This window comes from Oleiphilus sp. HI0067, from assembly GCF_001635735.1.
Genome location: NZ_LWFI01001188.1, coordinates 1 through 20,248 on the forward strand (window position 1 = coordinate 1; position 20,248 = coordinate 20,248).

The following is a 20,248-nucleotide window of genomic DNA, read 5'->3' on the forward strand; positions in this document are numbered from 1 at the left end:
GTTGCCAGACAAGAGTCTTTTACGCAGCTTATTGAAGTCCTTTCCTAAAGAAGATCAGTTGAAAGCTTTTGAGTTGCTCAATGAAGTAGGTTTGGAAAAGAAGCACTTGATGCGCAGAGCTTCGGAGCTTTCTGGAGGTCAACAGCAACGTGTTGCGATAGCCAGAGCATTTGTTTCCAGCCCGAAAGTGGTATTAGCAGATGAACCTGTTGCCAGTTTAGATCCTGCGATGAGTCGTAGTGTTTTAAATAGCTTAAAAGCTGCTGCCAAGCATCACGGTGCGACTGTCGTTTGTACCTTACATCAGTTGGATTATGCCTTGGAGTTTGCCGATCGAATTGTCGCGTTGCGTGCCGGTGAGGTGTTTTTTGATGGCTCGCCTGCTGAATTAGACAACCAAACACAACGAGCGATCTATGCCTTTACTCAAACGGAAGGGCAGGAGAAAAGCGAGCTTGCACTTGAAGAGGTAGCCGCCTGATGCAATCAAAGCAACGCCAATGGCAAGAGTGGCCCTTGCATCAAGCCGTTACGCCAAAACGTATATTTATTGTTTTCGTCGCTTTCGTGATCTTGTCTTTGTCGGCACACAATACCGAAATGGACAAAGCGGCAGTCGAAACTTCAAAAGCCATTGCATCAGCTATAGGCATCGGTGATTCGCAAGTACTAGACGGCGCTGTTCGTTTTGCCAGTAAAGCATTTCCGGTTCAAATTTCTGAAAGAACAGAAATCTCGAGAATCGATGAGTTTGATAAGGATAATCTTCCATGGTTTGCCTATACAGAAAAAGGTGAATTGAGAGAATATGACGCATTAGAAGATACATGGACGGTCGAGGAAACCGAGTTTCTGGTTGAACCAATCGGTTATTTACAGAAAGTGCTTTTCAAAATGTGGGAAACCATCGAAATGGGTTTTTGGGGCACCCTGATCTCAATTATGATCTCCCTTCCTTTGGGGGTTCTCGCAGCGAAAAACTATGCCCCTCACCGTATTTTCTACACCATTGCCCGTTTCTGGCTTAGTTTCCATCGAGCAATGCCAGAGCTAATTATCGCGCTGTTTCTCGTGCTGATGTACGGCTTTGGCCCTATCGCTGGTGTATTAGCCTTGGCTATTCATACAAGCGGTGTCTTGGGTAAGTTTTTTGCCGATGAAATTGAGAATGCACCCACGGGGCCTCAGCTAGCGCTCAAATCAGCGGGTAGCGGAAGCCTTAAAGTACTGCGTTACGCTGTGTTTCCTCATGTTCTGCCAGCTTGGATTGCGTATGTTCAGTATATCTTTGAACGAAATATTCGAACGGCAACAGTGCTTGGCATCGTCGGCGCCGGAGGTATTGGAATGGAATTAAAAGGTCGTTGGGATTTGTTTGATTACGACCATGTATCGACCATTCTTTTGGTCATTTTTATCACCGTTTTAATATTGGAATATGGCTCGCAAAAGCTGCGTAAAAAGACATTGTAGTTGGGCCTAACAACGAGCAAAAGCTTTCTTTTGCCTGGTGTTGTCTAGATATCTAGAAGAGAAATGCAAATGAGAAAGAACTTAGAACTGCCTAGATCAGAATGGATTAAAGCTTTAAGCAGGATTAAACGATCTGACTTAGTCGAGCAAGTCCAGGGTCTTGCAAAGGACTGGTTAATTAAACCGGTCAGTCCTCCTCAGTCAGGTTTAGGGGCATTGAAACTGAAAGAAAGCACATTATCTGAAGCCTTCTTTCTTGGCGAGTTTCCGCTATCAAGCGTATGGATAGAAATCACGACTCAGTCAGGTCAAGTTGTACAGGGGGCCGCCAACGTAATGCATGATGATATTGAATACGCAGAAACGCTGGCTATTTGTGATGCGGTCTTGGCGGAGGAGCTAGTCGGATTTGATCTCGTTGCTGCTTTGCTCGATGAAGGGCAGCGTCTGTTCGAAGAAAGGGAGTCAGCTCGTAGAAAAATCTTGTCGAGTACGCGCGTTGACTTTTCGCTTCTTGAAGATGCTTTAGATACTAATGACGAACCAGGCTATCAAGCTTCTGATAGGAAGGAGGAAGCATCCAATGTTGCAAGTTGATTCCTTGTGGCTGCCTCAATTACAGCAGCAACAATATCGCGAGTTACTTAATGCCATGTCTCGACCAGGGCAGCAAAACACGCTTCTTTACGGAAGGTCTTCTGAGGCTTCTCAGGTTGATTCAAGACAGACAGTCGGTGGCTTTTTGCCCTTGTTGGCGACATTGGCGGATTCTCAAGTATCGGTGTCAGATCCTGAGTCCTTAATCTCGGAAAGTGACTGGCGAATGTTGCAGGCAGATAAAACAGACCTTGAGACTGCCGACTTCATCATTGCGAAGGGGCAGCAATGTATCGTCCACGACCCTAAGTTAGGTTCACTCGCTAATCCGGAGCAATCAGCCACGCTGATCATCAATGTAACGGCCATTGGTCGAGGTGACTTAAAGCTGCAATTGATGGGGCCAGGCGTGAACGGCAAGATAACACTAGAGATTGATGGACTTGATCAGGCCTGGCTAGAGCGAAGAAATAGTTGGTGTTCCGCCTTTCCTCTCGGTGTCGATATTATTCTATGTGACCAGGAAAGCTTCATTGCATTACCACGCACGACACAAGTGGAGGTGATTTAATGGCATATGTTGCAGTAAAAGGTGGCGGCCAGGCACTTAGAGGTGCTGAAGGTGCGTTCGATTACCTTAGAGCGAGGCAAGGAGAGCAGGCGATTGATTCTGAATCGATTCGTCATCAACTAAGACTTCTGCACAGCCGCGTTATTTCTGAAGGAGGGATTTTTCACCCAGACTTAGCTTCGTTGGCAATAAAGCAGTTTCATGGCGATACACTTGAAGCATCTTTTGCGCTCAGGGCTTATCGATCAACAGTTCCCAGATTATTAGAAACACCGTTAACCGATACTAGCAGAATGCGTGTTACGCGTCGAATTTCGTCTGCCTTTAAAGATATTCCAAATGGTCAAATGTTAGGTGCCACCACCGACTATCAGCTTAGATTAATGCGAATGGAAATGTTTGATGAGTCGCCTGAAACCTTTCAAACGATTGCCAAGAAATGGTTTGCCGATATACCTGAGGCAAATGTACCGGATACCTTTCCAAAAGTGCTGGATGAACTGAGAAAGCAGGGGCTTCTTCCTCCTGAATCTGAACAGCATAGTTCTAATGATCCTTTTGATATCACGCGTGAGCCGCTGGTTTTTCCAGTTCCGAGGTCCGCGGCATTAGCCACAATGGCTAGGGCAGAGCAGGGCTCATTACTCGCCATGGCCTATTCAAATATGCGAGGTTACGGCGATATACATCCTACCGTTGCGGAATTACGTGTGGGTTATGTGCCTGTGATGCTACCTCACCCGATTACCGGTGAATTGACTGAAATTGGCGAAGTGGAAGTGACTGAATGCGAAGTCGTGGCCATGTACGAGGATGAGCAAGATGGGCAAAGGGCCAATAAGAAGGCCATGTTCACCTTAGGCTATGGCGCGTGCTTTGGGCACAATGAAGTGAAAGCAATTAGTATGGCGATCTTGGATCGTGCGCTTCAGAAAGGGATGCGAGACGGCCCATCAAATCCATCAGAAGATCCTGAATTTGTATTGCTGCATGTCGATGGCGTGGACTCTATGGGCTTTTGCTCTCATTACAAAATGCCTCACTACGTGACGTTCCAGTCAGATATGGATCGATTGAGAGCGACCCAAAATAAGCAAAGGGAGGCTGCAGAGTCATGAGTCAATACAATTTTGGATTTCTCGACGAGCATGCAAAGAAAGAAGTCAGGCGCTGTACCCTAAAAGCCATATCTATTCCTGGTTACCAAGTACCGTATTCAAGTCGGGAAATGCCAATGGGAAGAGGTTTTGGTACCGGCGGGCTGCAACTCACATTATCGCTGATTGGTGAAAACGATACCCTTAAAGTGATTGACCAGGGATCAGATGATTCAGTTAATGCGGTCAATCTTCGTGAATTTATCCAAATGACCTGCCCAGGTATCGACACAACGACGGATACAGAAGAGGCTGATATTGTTCAGTCTCGTCATCGTATTCCGGAAAAAGAGCTACGTGAGGATCAAATATTGGTCCTGCAGGTACCATATCCCGACCCGCTGGTAATTGTTGAACCCTCCGAAGACAAACGCAAGCAGATGCATGGAGAGGGTGATTACTCACGCTTGTTAGTTAAGCTATACGAAGACTTAGTGAAGTATCAAGAGATTACGATTTCACATCGATATCCTACTCGTATTAATGACTGCTACGTGATCGACCCGTCACCGATACCTCGTTGGGATGTTCCTAAGATACACCAATCAAAATCACTTATTTTGCTAGGAGCGGGTCGTGAGAAAAAAATCTATGCCGTCCCTCCTTACACAAATGCTGATCCTCTGGCTTTTGACGATGTGCCGTTTCGTGTAGAAGATTTTGATGACGAACACGGAAACCGTCGCGCCTGTAAGAAATGTGGTTCGACCAGCAGTTTTCTTGATGAATTTGTGGACTCTACAAATGGTCAAAAAGTCTATCAATGTTCAGACAGCGATTATTGTGAAAAGTTTGCAGCAGCTCGTGCCGCCAAGAATGAGTGTAGGCAAAAGGAGGCGGTGAATGGATAAGGTACTAGAAGTCAGAAATTTATCGAAAGTGTATGGCAATGGTTGTTCTGATTGTTTTGAACTAACGGGGCCTGAGGCGGATACCAACATATGCCCTAGTTGCGGGAGTGTTGTTGCGGCTCATGATCTTTCTTTTGATCTATATAAAGGCGAAATCTTAGGGATTATGGGCGAATCTGGTTCGGGCAAATCAACCTCAGTGAAGTGTCTTTATTTTGATGAAGAACCTAGTTCAGGTAGCGCTGTTTTTTATGATGAAGGTAAACAATACGACTTATTCAATTTGAATTCCGCTCAGCAACGTCAACTGGCTAGCCTGCGTTTTGGTATGGTTTATCAGAACCCCTACTTGGGATTGAACTTTGATATTTCAGCGGGTGGCAATATTGCTGAACGTTTGTTGATGTCTAGTGTTAGTAATTACAGCCATATAAGAGAGCGTGCAAGATCACTATTGCATCGTACTGAGGTGCCGACAGCAAGAATCGATGCATTGCCCAAAACCTTCTCTGGCGGTATGCAGCAGCGAGTTCAAATCGCCAAAGCCTTGTCGACGTATCCTCCACTGTTATTTCTTGATGAGGTGACAACGGGATTAGACCTATCCGTACAAGCGGCCATTCTCGACTTGATTATGGAAATACAGCAAGAGATGGAAACCGCCATGATTGTGGTGACCCATGACCTTGGCGTTATTCGTCTGCTTGCTGGGCGAACACTTGTGATGAAATACGGTCGAGTGATTGAGTCGGGCTTAACGGATCAAGTACTCGAAGACCCACAGCATGCCTACACGCAACGTCTTGTTGCCTCGGCACTATAGTAGGGGGGCGGATATTATGATCAATACTTCAATTAACCCTAATAACGACTGCTTACTTCGTGTTCAACGTTATGCAAAGAAGTTTGTCTTGCACGAACAGGGGAAAGTTATCCCGTCTTCGCAAAATGTAGAGCTTTCTGTTTATAAAGGGAAGCTTACTGCGCTTATCGGTCCGACTGGTTCAGGTAAATCAAGTGTACTCAAGGGAATTTATCGAACCTATTTACCTACCTATGGGCGAATACTCTATCAAACAGCGAAGGGTCATAAGATCGATTTAGCGAAAGCCAATGAGCACCAGATACTACAGCTAAGGCAGGATGAGATTAGTTTTGTCACGCAGTTTCTTCACATATTACCGCGCAAACCTAGCGAGTTTATTGTCGCTCAATCTCTTTTGAAACGTGGTGCAAGCATGCACGAAGCGCTGGATAGTGCTCGCGATATGCTGGCACGTTTGAATTTACCTGAACGGTTATGGAGTTTATCTCCGGCAAACTTTTCCGGTGGCGAGAAACAGCGAGTCAATCTAGCACGAAGCTTGGTAGCCAAGCCCAGATTGCTGCTGCTTGATGAACCTACCTCCAGTCTAGATCCCATTACGACCGACGTGGTGCTGGGTGAATTGCAGAAGTTGAAAGAGCAAGGCGTCGCCATGCTGGCTATTTTTCATGATCCAGCACTGGTTGAAAAAATGGCGGAGCACGTCGTTGAACTCCAAATTCCTAAATCCGTAGACCAATTACTAGAGATGACTCACGCATGAAGACACTGCTTACGAACGCTTCAATCGTACTACGCGACGAAATATTAAACGATGCCTCTTTGCTGATTGAAGACGGTTTTATTCACTCGATTAATCCTGATGAAGTCTCTGTGGAGCAAGTGATCGATTTACAGGGAGATCTCTTGATGCCTGGCATGATAGACATTCATTGCGACGCTCTGGAAAAAGAAGTTGAACCGCGCCCGAATGTTCACTTTCCTCTAGATTTTGCCTGTGCTCAGGCAGATAAACGCAATGCGGCTGCCGGGATCACGACTGTTTATCATGCCTTGTCTTTTGCGCATGAAGAACTTGGCGTGCGAAACAATGACTTTGCTGCAAATGTTGCGCGCGCTGTGCATGAATGGCAACCACATGCTTTGGTGGATAATCGTGTTCACTGCCGATATGAAATTACAGACGAAACCGGTGTGCCAATTCTCAAGAAATTGCTTGAGGAGGATGCGATGCACATGATTTCAATGATGGATCATACGCCAGGTCAGGGGCAGTTCAAGGACATGGCAGCTTACAAGAATTATTTGAGTCGCACGTATAAGAAAACTGAAGCCGAAATTGATGATATTGTTGAACGCAAGGTAAGCTCGGCTGCTGGAGCGTTTGAACGTATGAAAGAGCTCAGTACGCTTGCTCATCAACGTAATATTTCAGTGGCTAGTCATGATGATGAATCAGTTGAACGAGTAGCGACGATGAGAGAAATTGGCGCAGATATCTCAGAATTTCCGATTAACTTGGAAGCGGCCAAAGCTGCTAAATCAGCTAATATGGCAACCGTCTTTGGCGCTCCTAATATTTTGCGAGGAAAGAGTCAGTCAGGTTCAATGAAAGCGATCGAAGCCATAGAGCATGGCGTGGCTGACTGTCTGTGTGCAGACTATTCTCCTGCGGCTTTGATTGTGGCTGTGTTTGAGATTCCTAAACTAGTCGACATGTCATTAGCGGAGGCAATTAAACTAGTGACTTACAATCCGGCCAAGGCGGCAAGGCTGGAAGACCGTGGTGAAATTGCTTCAGGAAAAAGGGCAGACCTCATTGCCGTTGGGCAGCCCGGTGGTCTTCCCCAAATTTCACGTACTTGGAGCGCGGGAGACCTGGTTTTTCAGGTGCAATATGACCATGGCTAGGTTGTTTTATATCATCGGCCCTTCCGGTGCGGGTAAGGATTCTTTAATCCACTACCTGCGCCAACGCTGTCGTCCTGAGCACGGTATCGCCTTTGCTCACCGTTATATCACGCGACAAGCTGATGCTGGGGGGGAGAACCATGTCGCTTTATCGGAGGATGAATTTATACATCGCAAAGAAGCGGGATTCTTTTCTATGGATTGGTACAGTCATGGCACACACTATGGTATCGGCATTGAGGTGGAAAAGTGGTTAAGCCGCGGGATTAGTGTAGTGGTTAACGGCTCTCGCTCGTATTTATCTGTAGCGCGCAAACGTTTCGATATGCTGTATCCGATATTGATTCATGTTGATACCAACATACTGCGAGACCGCCTGGTTTCCCGTGGCAGGGAGTCTGAAGAGCAGATTGAAAAACGGCTTGCTAAAGCACAGCAAGACGAAAATCTTCTTCTATCCCAGAGCATTCCTTATGTTGAAAATAATCATTCTTTGGAGAAGGCGGGTGAGAAACTATTTGAAATGATTGTGACAAGGAAACTTTGTGCCAAAGAGGCTGCATCACTATGCAAATAACGCTCTTGGGCACGGGGGCGGCAGGCGGAGTTCCGCTGTTTGGTTGCCAATGTTCGGTTTGTAGTGCAGCGAAATCAGATCCTTCACTCAGGAGAAGGCCAGCTAGCGCATTGCTGGAAGTTGAAGGTGCGGCTTACCTTATCGATGCAGGAATCATGGATATTGGCGAGCGATTTGAAGCGTCTTTTCTGAATGCAATATTTCTAACACATTTTCATCCTGATCACGTACAGGGTTTGTTTCATATCCGCTGGGGGAAAGAGCCCAACATTTCGGTATTTTGTCCCCCCGATAAGGATGGCTGCGCTGATTTGTACAAACACCCCGGCTTGCTCGAGTTTATCCATCAAAAGAAATACGCGACTCTAAAATTGGAAAATCTTGAGGTGACTTCATTACCTCTAATTCATTCAAAACTCACCTATGGGTATTTATTCCAGTGTGCCGGGAAATCGGTGGCGTATTTCACCGACACAAAAGGCTTACCGCCTAAAGTGCTTGAATATCTCACTTCTACCGATTTGGAGTATCTGATTATTGATACAAGTTCTCCACCTGATGTTGACAATAGAAACCACAACAATCTCAACGAAACTTTGGCCTTACACGATTCTATTGGACCACGAAAGACGATCATGACTCACATTGGGCACGACTTTGATAGGTGGTTAAAGCAGCACGGAGATAAGCTGCCTAGTGATGTCATTGCTGGCTATGATGGCATGACCTTAACGTTATGAGCACATTCCAAGCACATAAACGGGTCAACTAGGGAGTAGCCCATGATCGATAATGCCTTCGCATTGTTGACGCTATCGGTTCTAATGCATGTCGCATGGAACGTAATGACTCGTTTAGCGGATCCGCGCGCAAATTTTTTGTGGTGGGGCTTATTGGCCCATACGCTTATTTTTGCGCCTTGGGCAATAACCAGTTTGGTTATCGAGGCTCAATGGAACGCTGAACTCATAATCGCCCTTTTTTTTTCCGCAGTAGCTAATGTATTTTATTTCTTCGCTCTTAGACGTGCCTATCACCTGGCTAGCGTATCGTTTGTTTATCCAATTGCCAGAAGTTCTCCAGTTTTAATAGCGCTTTGGGCATGGTTACTATTTGATGAACAGTTAGGCTTATGGGGCATGGCGGGCATTTTCCTTAGTATTTCTGGATTATGGCTATTAGCTAAGGTTGACCCGGGCGAGCGCACTGTCCCAGCGATGAAATGGGCATCACTTGCGGCGATAGGTACGAGCATTTATTCGCTGAGCGACAAAGTAGCAGTCAACTATCTACCCAGTTTTAGTGCTCAACTTGGCTATATATCGGTTGGGTATTTCGCTTCTTTCGTTTTTTTGTCAATTCAACAATTTAGAAGTATCGACACTTTTGTGCCAGAGAAAAGACCGCATTCGATATTGGTTGTATTGGGTGGTCTTTTTATTGGTGTTGCATATGCGCTTGTTGTTCGGGCTATGATCAGTTTACCTGCCTCATCGGCGGTAGCCATTAGCAATTGCGGTATTGTCTTAGCAACGGTCATTTCAATATTGGTGTTTAAGGAAAAGCAATTGGTTTTAAAGCGTTTAATATGCTCTGTATTGATATCGATTGGAATTGGCTTGGTGGTTACCGATCTATGAAATATCTCATCTCCCAGGAATTAGCAATAGCGATGTTTCCTTTATACTGATCGATAAAATCTGTTATGACACATAGTTCTCTTTAGTTGTTGACCGCATTCTAATTTTAAGCAATGAAACTACTTTTGTTGGTTTTGTCTGAATTCTTTTCGTCAGGGTTTATGCGATCTGAGGATTGAAAGAGTCGGTTCAAACAGATCTCAAAGGTTCGCTATTCGATCTAAATTTAATTGATCGTCGCAACACTCTATTTTTATATCTAAAGATGGAGGCAAAGCGATATGGTTTACAAAACTAGAATTTTTCATTCTGAAGAAATTAAAGATTTTATCTGGGATAGATACAGCGAGGGAGAATCAATAACTTCAATTAGTCGATCATCTAGCTCTGTATACAATATTTTTTCACCGACAGGAAGCATCAGACAGTCTGAGCGCAAAAGATCGCCGTGCGCCTTGTCAAAATAACAAATGGAAGAAATCTCTAAAGGTATAGTTGCCAAGTTATTCATCAGTCAAATTGCGCACAACCTTAATCGTTCCCCATCAACAATTACTCGCGAAGTTAATCGTTATGGAGGAATTAAGAAGTATCGTGCGGCGAAGGCTGATAGTCGTGCTTGGGAGGATGCTAAACGACCTAAACTTTGTAAGTTAAAAGAAAATCCTCATTTAGTACCCCCCCTTGAAAAGAAATTAGGATTGAAGTGGTCTCCTGAACAAATATCGTGCGGGCTAAAAAAGGCTTTTCCAAAGGTTGAATCGTACCAAGTGTTGCATGAAATGATCTATAAGAGCTTATTCATACAAGCTAGAGGCGCATTAAAGAAAGAGCTCCAATTGCTATTGAGATCAAAGAGATTAATACGCAGAGCAAGAACTTCATCATTAAAAGGAGAAGGTCTTGGCGGGATACCAAATGCAGTCTCCATCCTTGAACGACCTGTTTCGCTCGAAGACAGGGCTTTACTAGGTCACTGGGAGGGAGATTTAATACAAGGAAAAAAACTACGCTTTTATAGCGACGTAAGTAGAGCGTCACACTCGCTATTCAATACTCGTTAAGGTTGCTGACAGAAAATCAGATACGGTGATCAATGCGTTAATCGAGCAAACTAAAAAGTAACCTGTTGAGTTGTATAAGCCACTGACTTGGGATCGTAGCCATGAGATGAGCTCACAACAAAAACCTACGCTAGCGACCGACATTCAGATTTACTTTTGTAATCCTCAGAGCCTTTGGCAAAGAAGTAGCAACGAGAATACTAATCGCCTACTGAGAGATTATTTTCTGAAAGGCACAGACCTGCCAGTTCACTCTTAAAAAGAACTGGATAACATTGCTAGAGAGTCAAACTCTCGATACGAAAAACATTGGAGTCTGATACCCCTGCAGACCGATTTAATGAGTGTGTTGCAGCGATCCATTGAATTCAGCGATATTACAGGACCTTGTATTAAGCAATTAGGAATCGTCAGGGTTAAGCACCTGCATTACCCGAAATCTTAATCACAATCCTGCCTTGTTTGCCTTTAGCCCGCAGTCGATCAAAAGCGCTTTGGTAGTTTTCAAAGGCATACACGCTATCGACATATGGCTTTAGCTTTCCTTCTTTAACCTACTCGGAAATTTGTGTTAACTGTTCATGATCACCTCTATCCACCATCAGATAATTGGTTTTCTTAGCAGTAAAGAAACTCGCGACTATATTCAACAAATGCTTATTCGGCTCAGCCGGTATAAATCGTCCTTTTGCTTTCAGAAGATGCTTAATCTCTTTGAATAGTTTTTGATTGGACAGATCTAACAGGACATCAAAGGTTTCCGTTAAGCTTTCGATTGGCTGTTCGTGATAGTTGATGACCTTATCCGCCCCCAGTGAATTTAAGAAGGTCTCCTGCTCTGCTCCAGCGATGGCAGTCACCGACGCACCGAAGATCTTCGCCAACTGAATGGCATACACCCCCAAGCCGCCTGATGCACCATTGATTAAGACTCTCGAGCCTTGAGTTAGACCACCGATGTCTCGCAACGCGACTAGGCTAGTCAGAGCGCCCAAGGGCAATGCCGCTGACTGCTCAAAGCTCAATCCATCTGGTATGAGCGCGATATAGTCTTCACTTACTGAAATGTATTCCTGATGTGCCTTTACGCCCTTCATCAAGTTCACGTAGCCAAACACCTTATTACCTTGTTTGAACTTACCACATCCCTCTACCACGATACCTGAAAACTCAATACCCGTTTTCACCGGATAATTGCTGCCCAGTATCTTAAGTAAAAAGTCATACTTCCCCTGAATATTTTCGGCATCCAATTGATTGACGGAAGCGCAGACGACCTTAACCAGGAGCTCATTGCCTTTTGTTTTTGGCAATCTCAAACCCTCTTTAAGGCTGATACTTTTATTCTCCACAACAAGCGCTTTCATCTGTTCTCCTTTATATTCAATCAAAGAACTAGGTCATACGACCTAGTTCTGGAAAATATAGGTCGAACGACCTAAAATATCAACAATTGATTTAAAGAACTAACCGGATTCTAAAAGTGAAGCTAAACGCAAAAACTGAGAAAATAATTGATGTAGCATTGGAGATGCTTAAAAACCAAGGCAGCTTCGGAGTGACCATGCGCCAAGTGGCAAGTCATGCCGACATGTCACTCAGTAATGTTCAGTATTACTTCAAGAATAGAGACGAACTGTTAAAGGCCATGGCAGACCGATACTTTGAACAATGCTTAGATGAACTCAGAAGCATCAACACTTTAAAAGATCGGAATAGCCTAGAGGAAAAACTTTCACCTTTGATCAGCGCATTTCTAAGCCAGGGCGTCCATCTCTCTGACATGTGTAGAATCTTCAGAGAATACTGGGCAATCTCTAGTCGCAATGACGCCATCAAAAAATATATACTTGAGTACTACAAAGAAATGGCCAGTATTCTCATGGCCAAATTACTCCCCGTAGCACACAGTGAAAAAAGTGCTGCCGAAACGGTTTCATTAATTATTCCTTACATTGAAGGGTATTCAATTGCTGGGATGGCTATGCCAGAAGGAATTGAGAGGATGACAGAACTAATGGTTGTGTTTTGTGTTGGAGTGATAGATGGAGAGTCATGAAGGCCAGTATTATATACACCGTGAGAAGAATCAGGTTTGTTCAGCAATAACCATATCGCTAACGTCACCTAACCTCTTGAAGCGGGTATAGTGATCGGTGCGACACTTAGGTCGGCTAATGTCTACAAGTAAACCTCACAAATAGACAATATCGGACCTTAAGTTCGGACATCAGAATGGAATTCTGAGTATTCACTTTGTTCGAAAAGCAGACATTTATTTATAAAAGCTATCGTTCAAATAGGCTCGAAAGTAAATAGATAAATACTCGGTCAAAATGGACTAATTGCCGTTATTCCAACTTGAGCTGATAAAATCCGATTTTACGAATAGTAGCTGTCAAGTCAGACTCAATTTAAGAATTTTTCCTTTAGATCCATTTACCATCAAGTAAAGTTTTCATTCACGCTCTCCCACAACACTTTTTACCTTGATGAATTCGTCTTTGTTGTAAACTAGCCATTCACCCAGATCATGCTGCAATTCCTCAATCGAACCATAGAATATACGTCTCCAAGTAGGTTGATTGAGCTTCAACAAGATCGTTTTATGGAACCTTTCACATATTCCGTTCGTTTTTGGATGGCAGATTTTAGTTTTGGTGTGCTCAATGTCAGCACCAATAAGTACGAAAGTTTTTCGCACAAGCAGCGCGCTATACGGTGAACAGTAAATCGGTCCGAATAATATATTTGGTTCCTTTAGAGATGGGCTGAGAACTGTGTAAACAATGCAAAGGATGATGCCCGTGTGGAAAACAAAGGACACCACCAATAGGTGTGCGGATATCAACTTCCTTAACCGATGCATTTCCTCGTGCTGGCTGCGTTGAATCTTCTAAGTTCACCAAAAACCTTGTTGCGCCACCTTCAAAGTCTTCGTTAAGTAAGATGAGAAATGTCATCTGACTATATCGATCTGGATAAGCGTTATGAATAAGCTCTTCATTGACCACTCGTGAGCCAGGCCACGCTCCATCGATATGATTCTTAAAAAAGTCGCCCTCGCTATAGCGGTAAAAGCGAAATCGTGCATTAATCCCAACAGCCTCTTGGTTATCAAACATCTCTGGATTATTGTTGGTTAAGTGCTTCACACGTTCCCAGATAAGCTGATCGGTAGCCTCATCAGTCACCCAAGTAAGATTATCGTTATGTCTGATTTCTCTAGGTAGAGACACCGCCGCATCTTTTAAATAGCCTAGCGTCTCGGTAATCTCGATAAATCGCTTACACTCTTTCTCAGTAAAAACATTCAGCAGCTGAAACGCGCCTGGAACCTCTGGTATGTCTTTACGCTTCACCTTGTTAATCTCAAATAAGGTATCCAAATTAATTGGATTTGATTTACGGTTAGCCCAAGTTGGTAATGAAGGGTTTTCTGCACCCGCTTCACGCGCCACCACGTAAAAGTCACTATTCATTTCTGTACTCATTCGCAATTCTCCGAACTTCAGTCTTTACCAATCTGATTTTTTAGTAGCTCATTACTCGAACTTGAGTAAACTGACGATTCCCAGCTTTTGAGCCGTGGAAACCGAAGCCACTTTGTTTCGCACCCACCCACGGTGAGTCTCCCATTCCACCGACACCTTGGTTAACGGATACCATGCCTGCCTCAAGCCTCTCTGCGACCTCTCTGGCATTTGCACCGCCAAACACGACGGCTCCTAATCCATATACCGAGTCGTTTGCTCGCTTAACCGCTTCATCAATTGAATCAAACTCTGCAATGGCGACTACTGGACCAAAGGTTTCTTCATTCTCCAGGCGCATTTCTTTACTAAGGTTTGAGACAACTGTTGCTTCGATATAAGGCGCTTTCTGTCGAGCATATCCAAGCAAAAACCTAGCGCCGTTCGCCTCAGCATCAATTAACTGATCTACAATTTTTTGATGTTGATGAGGGTTTACAATGGGGCCAATATTTACACCAGGCTGATTCCACGGACCTGTTTGATATTGACTGGCAACCGCAACAACCTCATGTTCAAATGCTTTAGCAATACTTGCATCAACATAAACCCGCTCCGTAGAGGTGCACATCTGCCCAGCATTTTCGAATGAGCTTGCGACAGCGAACCTAGCAGCAGCTTTAAGATCAGCATTGCGCATAACAATCATTGGATCATTACCACCAAGCTCCATTACAAGCCTTTTCAGATCTAGCGCAGCACCAGCCATTATGTTTCGACCAGCCTCGAGCGACCCGGTAAAAGCGACCATATTTATCTCCGCTTTAACGAGTGCTCTACCCACTTCACCAGCACCATGAACAATTTGTACTAGGTTCTCAGGCAAGCTTTCCTGGAGCGCTTTAACAAACAAGTCCGCTACCAAAGGGGTATGTTCAGAAGGTTTGAGTATCACACTATTACCGGCAACCAATGAGGGGATAATCAAGTTATTAGCCATCGCCAGCGGGTAATTCCAAGGAGAAATTACTGCAACCACTCCTAATGGTTGGTATTGAATCTGGCTTCTTCCTCCTAATGATTCCGGTCTAAATGCATCCAGTGCACTATTGATAAAATATTCCGCGTTATGAAGCACGCCTCTTACCTCAAATCCTGCACGACGAGCATCTTTTCCCATTTCCAAACTAATGAGTTGTGATAACTGCTCCAAATAAGGACTTAACTTTGCATAAGCGCCTGTAACTGCCTCAGCTCTCTCCTTTAAAGTTTTACCTGCCCAACTTCTTTGAGCGGCTCTACTAAGTGATACCTTTTCATGTAGCTCGGTATTCGATGTAATACTGACGTGTCCTATAACCTCTTGGTTAAGGGGGTTACGAGATTCCAATAACGACATGCTTACTAATCCTCAAAGAAGGCGATTGTTCGTAATTCAATGCTGTTGCGTGCGTTTCTATATTCCTTTTGTACTACCTCGTCGGCCGCGGAGTGAGGAACACCATTTAGATCTGACGGCATTTGACTATCAAACACCTTAAGCAGAAGTGCTTCTCCTGGCTCCATATGTGAAAAATAAATCCATTGATGCTTCGGGTTATAAGAAATCGCCGCCAGCTCACCCGTTCTATCCGGGTAGACTAGTTTCAATGGGTGATAGTCTTCTCGACCAACAGTGCGCATATCCACCATAGCGAGCGGAGATTCTTCAACTTTGTGATGAACGGGAATCCACAAATTAATGAATTTGTAGCGCTTGGACCTTAACCCAAGATCTAACTTGGTTTCTTCTAAGCGTCGATAATCAGCAGATTTTGACGTGTAATCGTTATGGACTGTCTTTACCGGTGCACGATTATGAACGCTTAGATCATTTCTATTCATAGAGCGGTAAGTATGATCGAACACTTTTACAACGTTGGCGCCATGTCTTGATCGCAACCACTCTGCAACCTTTGGATATAAGACACTTTGTATAGCCTCATCATTCTCATAGTCAGAGAATCCAAGCTCAAGATTCGTTAACTCGAAACCGTTTTTGTCTAATGAGTAAGTTTCGTTTTCCAGACGCCCATCTTTTACGCTTACCACCCTGCGATCGATAGAATCAATTAACTGTTCACTACCGGGTCCAAGGTGTGTTTGATCATATACGTGATCAATTCCAGGTGTCGCATAGTTCACTCGGTATTCAGCATGCATGGTTTGAACCTCAAACAAGAAATAGATGATGCGAGTTTAAGGATCTACAGATACAATTAGAAACAAGACCTTCCGATGAGTGATACAAGTGAAACCTTTAAACAGAATCGATATCCGACAACTGCAAGTATTAAGAGCTCTGTTACAAGAAAGAAATTTGTCTCGCGTGGCTGACCAGCTGGGAGTCACGCAACAAGCCGTGAGTGATCAACTCCGTAAGTTACGCGATACGCTAGATGATCGCTTATTTGTGCGAACCAGTAACGGCGTGATCCCCACGCCATTTGCAGAATCACTCCAGTTAAAAGTGGAACACATTATTGAGTCAATTGAAGCGTTATTAGAACCTGAAACTTTCGAGCCTAAAACTGTTACACGAACTTTCACTTTGAGTTCAACGGACCTTGAACAGAAAGTGATATTGCCTCAGCTATTAAGAATAATTCGCCTAGAGGCGCCAGGTGTAAAGCTATCAGTCAGGAAACTTGAGATCGATCAGATCACCAATGCCTTATTAACCGGAGAAGTAGACTTAGTCATTAGCAACCCTTCCTTCGTACCATCAAACCTACCAACGCTTAATTTGTATCCTGAAAGCTACACCTGCGTGGCTTCAAAGAATAATGCGATGGTAAGTAAGAAAATGGCTATTTCTGACATTGCAAAAATCCCCCAGCTAGTTGTCTCGCCTTCACGCGGTGACTTTGTAGGTGCAGCAAATGATTGGTTTGAACAACAGGGGCATCCGCGAAACGTTGTATTGTCTGTACCTACGTTTACCGCCGCAAAAGCCTGTATAGCTGAGAGTGATTTGTGCGGCTTTATTCCATCTCGACTACTACCTGATAACGACCTAAAAGTAATTGAGCTTGATAGGACAATTCCAGGGTTTGATGTCATTGCGGCCTGGCACCAGCGTAGTAATCAAGACCAGCTACATAAATGGATTCGCAATAAGTTAGTTAGTGTCTGCTCCCGATAAAATTGGTCATTGCGTGCTAGGTCACCAAAAAGTAACTAATTGTTTTTCTGTCGAAGCCACCAATAATAGTTTTCACTAGTCATCATTATTGGAGGCCAAATTCATGAGCACATACAAGTTTGAAGCTGGAGCAACTTTTCCATCGATCACCAAATCAACTCTCGAAGGCACAACACGGGACCTAAGCAAACCTTTAGAAGGAAAAGACTGGCAAATGCTTGTCGTGTACAGAGGTAGACACTGCCCATTGTGTACACGTTTCCTCAATCAATTGACGGTATATAAGCCACGCTTAGAAGCAATAAATATCGATCTGGTCGCTATATCAGGTGATAGCAAAGCGCAGTTAAAGGAGCACACGAGTAGGCTGGATGTAGATTTCCCGATGTTCTACGGCTTATCTTTAAAAGAAATGAAATCTCTGGGGCTTTACATCTCACATCCCCGCTCAGATCAGGAAACGGATCACCCGTTTGCTGAACCGGGGCTCTATGTCATTAATGAACATGGAACGCTTCAAGTAGTGGACATATCGAATAATCCTTTTGTACGTCCTGATTTAGATAATCTTATTTCGGGCCTAGAGTGGATTCGTAGCAATAACTATCCGATTCGCGGAACCTTTTCTTACGATAACTAACACCTTATTGCCACACACAAAGACTTAGAAAACAACATGTGGCTGCCTGATTTGCGTCATCCTAGGCCCCTACATGTTGCGTATTAGAGAGCAATTTTCCTATGGCATTACAAGATCACCCAATGTGGCGAAAGCCCCAACACCATCATGATTTAGATCATGCTCATGACCACGTACATTGGGTAGAGCTGTTCTATGACTTGATTCATGTGGTCACAATCTTTCTTCTCGGAAATTACTTATCACACCATTTGAACATAGATGGCTTCTTGGTGTTTTGTGGAATCTTCATTGCATTGTGGTATGCCTGGGGTGAGCTCAGTATTTTCAACTCTATTTATGTCAGCACGGATATTTGGCATCGTATCATTATGTCAGTAATGATCTGTACATTGATGTTTATGGCCGCAGCGATACCCGCAATTGAAGGGAAAGGATGGGCTTTCTTTGCACTGGGATTTGCCGCGAATCGAGCAATGCTCGCCATGCTATATGTAAGAGCTCGGCGAAACAATTCAGAAACACACTCGATGTGCAATGAGCAGATCCGAAACTTATCAAGTTTCGCCATTATATTTGCCATTACGGCATTTCTGCCAAAACCCTATGCTTTCTGGGCCTTTGCGGCGGCTCTGGTTGCCACGCAAACGCTTTACATGATTCCGAAAGTCTCTGTACTACGCCATGAACGTTTTGCTCCTCGACTCGGTCATATGGCGGAACGCTTCTCTCTACTCACACTTATCATTCTCGGCGAAGGCTTTTTTAAGTTAGTTATTACACTTTCCGAAAAAGGTATCTATAAAGTTTCCTCCGACGTGCTTGTCAATTTCGTTATTGGCGGAATATCCATGTTCATCATGTGCTGGATCTATTTTGATTTTGTCGGCAACGGAAAGACCAAGGACGATAAGCTTTCGACATTAGTCAAATGGTGGCTTGCGCATTTAACACTCATGATTTGCGGGGTAATGGTTGGCGTAGCACTCGCTGCCGAAGTAAAAGTTGGTTTCTGGGAACCCTACCCAACCAAATATGCGGCTATTGGGTGCTTCGGGCTAGCGGGATATATTGCCATGTTGTGGGTACTAAAGAACGTCATCGAGCATCGTGTCGCATCAGACCATGGTCGTTGGGATGTCCGATTATTTGGAATTATTGTTGCTGTAGGATGTTTCTTTATTGTCCCTCACGTACCCTCAATTGTCGCCAACCTGATATGGGGGACTGCATTACTATCACAAATAGTTATTCCCGTAACGCGCGCGTGGATGACTTTCCGCCATGAGTGATATTTTAGTATCTAAAAATAAACTTCGGGCAAAGATCTATTGGTGGTTGGAACGGCCTGATAGAGAGGCTTGGGGGCCCAAACTTCTGGAAGTTGCCCTCGTTGTGCTGATCATACTCAATGTCGGCGCCGTTATTTTGGAAACGGTTGATTCCATCTACCAAAGCTGGGAAGGAGCCTTTAATGTATTTGAAGGCATTTCCTTATGCATCTTTATTTTAGAGTACCTGTTGCGCTTATGGATCGTACCTGAAAAGCAAGATTCACCTTCTCGTATATCATGGATGCGATCGCCGATTGCGATTATTGACTTGCTTGCTATCTTACCTGCGTTGCTCTATCTGTTCATTCCAATCGATCTACGCATTCTACGTACCTTCCGTATGCTTCGTCTTTTGAAGCTCACACGTTACTCACCTGCTCTGGGAATGTTGCTCGCAGTATTTGAAGAAGAGGCGGGAGCTTTCTTTGCTGGATTTTTCATTCTCATGCTTATGCTTATCTTTGCTGCAAGTGGTGCATGGTTAGCAGAACACACTGTACAACCCAATGCGTTTGGTTCAATACCCCAAGCCATGTGGTGGGCCGTGGCCACACTTACTACAGTGGGTTATGGCGATGTCACTCCAATCACGGTTGCAGGCAAAATCTTCGGAGCACTTATCACCGTGATTGGTATCGGCATGGCAGCCTTACCCGCAGGCATTATCGCAAGCGGCTTGAATGAGCAAATTCATCGCCGCCGTTCCAGCCTCCAAAGAGAGTTTAGAAAAGCACTGGAAGATGGCATAATCTGTCAACAGGAAGAGGAAGACATTGAGGCATTGAGAAAGCAACTAGGACTTTCGCGCAGAACAGCTGATCATATTCGTGAAGCTGTTCATAGCGAAAAGGAAACCAAAATTGGCGCTACATGCCAACATTGCGGCAAACCATTCAAGGCACCTTAGATGTTATTAATCAATAAAGGAGTAGTTCATAGGAAGTCTGAAT

General features: G+C 44.3%; 20 protein-coding genes and 3 pseudogenes. 18 read left to right on the top strand and 5 right to left on the bottom strand.

Annotated elements, in window-relative coordinates:
- The 13 genes and pseudogenes from A3739_RS17470 to A3739_RS17530 all read left to right on the top strand — a co-directional run.
- A partial coding sequence (locus A3739_RS17470) for a phosphonate ABC transporter ATP-binding protein (RefSeq protein WP_156502657.1) occupies nt 1–481 on the top strand: 481 nt, incomplete at its 5' end.
- Nucleotides 481–1,473: a phosphonate ABC transporter, permease protein PhnE gene (phnE, locus tag A3739_RS17475; protein WP_068482030.1), complete on the top strand. Its 993-nt coding sequence runs from the start codon at nt 481–483 to the stop codon at nt 1,471–1,473. The genes A3739_RS17470 and phnE, both read left to right, overlap by 1 nt.
- Before the next feature lie 69 nt (nt 1,474–1,542).
- On the top strand, nt 1,543–2,070 hold the full coding sequence (gene phnG / locus A3739_RS17480; RefSeq protein WP_068502217.1) for a phosphonate C-P lyase system protein PhnG: 528 nt from the start codon (nt 1,543–1,545) through the stop codon (nt 2,068–2,070).
- Nucleotides 2,057–2,641 carry a phosphonate C-P lyase system protein PhnH gene (gene phnH / locus A3739_RS17485; protein ID WP_068482036.1) on the top strand — a complete coding sequence of 195 codons (585 nt, stop codon included), beginning with the start codon at nt 2,057–2,059 and terminating at the stop codon, nt 2,639–2,641. Before phnG ends, phnH begins: the two co-directional genes overlap by 14 nt.
- Complete coding sequence (locus tag A3739_RS17490; RefSeq protein ID WP_068482039.1) at nt 2,641–3,759, top strand: carbon-phosphorus lyase complex subunit PhnI; 1,119 nt, start codon at nt 2,641–2,643, stop codon at nt 3,757–3,759. Before phnH ends, A3739_RS17490 begins: the two co-directional genes overlap by 1 nt.
- Nucleotides 3,756–4,649 carry an alpha-D-ribose 1-methylphosphonate 5-phosphate C-P-lyase PhnJ gene (locus tag A3739_RS17495; protein WP_068482042.1) on the top strand — a complete coding sequence of 298 codons (894 nt, stop codon included), beginning with the start codon at nt 3,756–3,758 and terminating at the stop codon, nt 4,647–4,649. The genes A3739_RS17490 and A3739_RS17495 overlap by 4 nt, the downstream gene beginning before the upstream one ends.
- Complete coding sequence (locus A3739_RS17500; RefSeq protein WP_068482045.1) at nt 4,642–5,472, top strand: ATP-binding cassette domain-containing protein; 831 nt, start codon at nt 4,642–4,644, stop codon at nt 5,470–5,472. Before A3739_RS17495 ends, A3739_RS17500 begins: the two co-directional genes overlap by 8 nt.
- A 16-nt stretch (nt 5,473–5,488) precedes the next feature.
- Nucleotides 5,489–6,238 carry a phosphonate C-P lyase system protein PhnL gene (gene phnL / locus A3739_RS17505; protein ID WP_068475048.1) on the top strand — a complete coding sequence of 250 codons (750 nt, stop codon included), beginning with the start codon at nt 5,489–5,491 and terminating at the stop codon, nt 6,236–6,238.
- On the top strand, nt 6,235–7,386 hold the full coding sequence (locus tag A3739_RS17510; RefSeq protein ID WP_068482049.1) for an alpha-D-ribose 1-methylphosphonate 5-triphosphate diphosphatase: 1,152 nt from the start codon (nt 6,235–6,237) through the stop codon (nt 7,384–7,386). The genes phnL and A3739_RS17510 overlap by 4 nt, the downstream gene beginning before the upstream one ends.
- Entirely contained in the window at nt 7,379–7,963 is a 585-nt protein-coding gene (phnN, locus tag A3739_RS17515; RefSeq protein ID WP_082869340.1) for a phosphonate metabolism protein/1,5-bisphosphokinase (PRPP-forming) PhnN, read from the top strand. Before A3739_RS17510 ends, phnN begins: the two co-directional genes overlap by 8 nt.
- Nucleotides 7,954–8,703: a phosphonate metabolism protein PhnP gene (phnP, locus tag A3739_RS17520; RefSeq protein ID WP_068502221.1), complete on the top strand. Its 750-nt coding sequence runs from the start codon at nt 7,954–7,956 to the stop codon at nt 8,701–8,703. Before phnN ends, phnP begins: the two co-directional genes overlap by 10 nt.
- A gap of 42 nt (nt 8,704–8,745) precedes the next feature.
- A complete protein-coding gene (locus tag A3739_RS17525; protein ID WP_068502224.1) occupies nt 8,746–9,603 on the top strand; it encodes an EamA family transporter in 858 nt (285 codons plus the stop codon).
- 281 nt (nt 9,604–9,884) lie between these two features.
- A pseudogene (locus A3739_RS17530) lies at nt 9,885–11,033 on the top strand (IS30 family transposase).
- Between the two features lie 50 nt (nt 11,034–11,083).
- On the opposite strand, the pseudogene A3739_RS17535 reads toward A3739_RS17530, so the two are convergent.
- Nucleotides 11,084–12,034: pseudogene (locus A3739_RS17535) on the bottom strand (NAD(P)-dependent alcohol dehydrogenase).
- 116 nt (nt 12,035–12,150) lie between these two features.
- Here A3739_RS17535 and A3739_RS17540 point away from each other — a divergent pair.
- Nucleotides 12,151–12,726, top strand: coding sequence for a TetR/AcrR family transcriptional regulator (locus A3739_RS17540; protein ID WP_197472401.1), 576 nt, complete (start codon nt 12,151–12,153; stop codon nt 12,724–12,726).
- Between the two features lie 403 nt (nt 12,727–13,129).
- Here the strand turns inward: A3739_RS17540 and A3739_RS17545 are convergent.
- From A3739_RS17545 to A3739_RS17560, 4 genes and pseudogenes are all read right to left on the bottom strand, one after another.
- Nucleotides 13,130–13,341: pseudogene (locus A3739_RS17545) on the bottom strand (integrase core domain-containing protein); the annotation flags it as partial.
- Nucleotides 13,342–13,381: 40 nt separating this feature from the next.
- Nucleotides 13,382–14,161: a 2OG-Fe(II) oxygenase gene (locus tag A3739_RS17550; protein ID WP_068502230.1), complete on the bottom strand. Its 780-nt coding sequence runs from the start codon at nt 14,159–14,161 to the stop codon at nt 13,382–13,384.
- 40 nt (nt 14,162–14,201) lie between these two features.
- Nucleotides 14,202–15,539, bottom strand: coding sequence for an aldehyde dehydrogenase (locus tag A3739_RS17555; protein WP_068502233.1), 1,338 nt, complete (start codon nt 15,537–15,539; stop codon nt 14,202–14,204).
- 5 nt (nt 15,540–15,544) lie between these two features.
- Entirely contained in the window at nt 15,545–16,342 is a 798-nt protein-coding gene (locus A3739_RS17560) for a CmcJ/NvfI family oxidoreductase (protein ID WP_068502236.1), read from the bottom strand.
- An 88-nt stretch (nt 16,343–16,430) separates the two neighbouring features.
- Between A3739_RS17560 and A3739_RS17565 the strand changes: the two genes are divergently transcribed.
- From A3739_RS17565 to A3739_RS17580, 4 genes are all read left to right on the top strand, one after another.
- Complete coding sequence (locus A3739_RS17565) at nt 16,431–17,324, top strand: LysR family transcriptional regulator (RefSeq protein WP_068502261.1); 894 nt, start codon at nt 16,431–16,433, stop codon at nt 17,322–17,324.
- 103 nt (nt 17,325–17,427) lie between these two features.
- On the top strand, nt 17,428–17,964 hold the full coding sequence (locus tag A3739_RS17570) for a redoxin domain-containing protein (protein WP_068502088.1): 537 nt from the start codon (nt 17,428–17,430) through the stop codon (nt 17,962–17,964).
- Between the two features lie 122 nt (nt 17,965–18,086).
- Nucleotides 18,087–19,256 carry a low temperature requirement protein A gene (locus tag A3739_RS17575; RefSeq protein ID WP_231877099.1) on the top strand — a complete coding sequence of 390 codons (1,170 nt, stop codon included), beginning with the start codon at nt 18,087–18,089 and terminating at the stop codon, nt 19,254–19,256.
- Entirely contained in the window at nt 19,249–20,205 is a 957-nt protein-coding gene (locus tag A3739_RS17580) for an ion transporter (RefSeq protein ID WP_068502241.1), read from the top strand. The genes A3739_RS17575 and A3739_RS17580 overlap by 8 nt, the downstream gene beginning before the upstream one ends.
- Nucleotides 20,206–20,248: the final 43 nt, after the last annotated feature.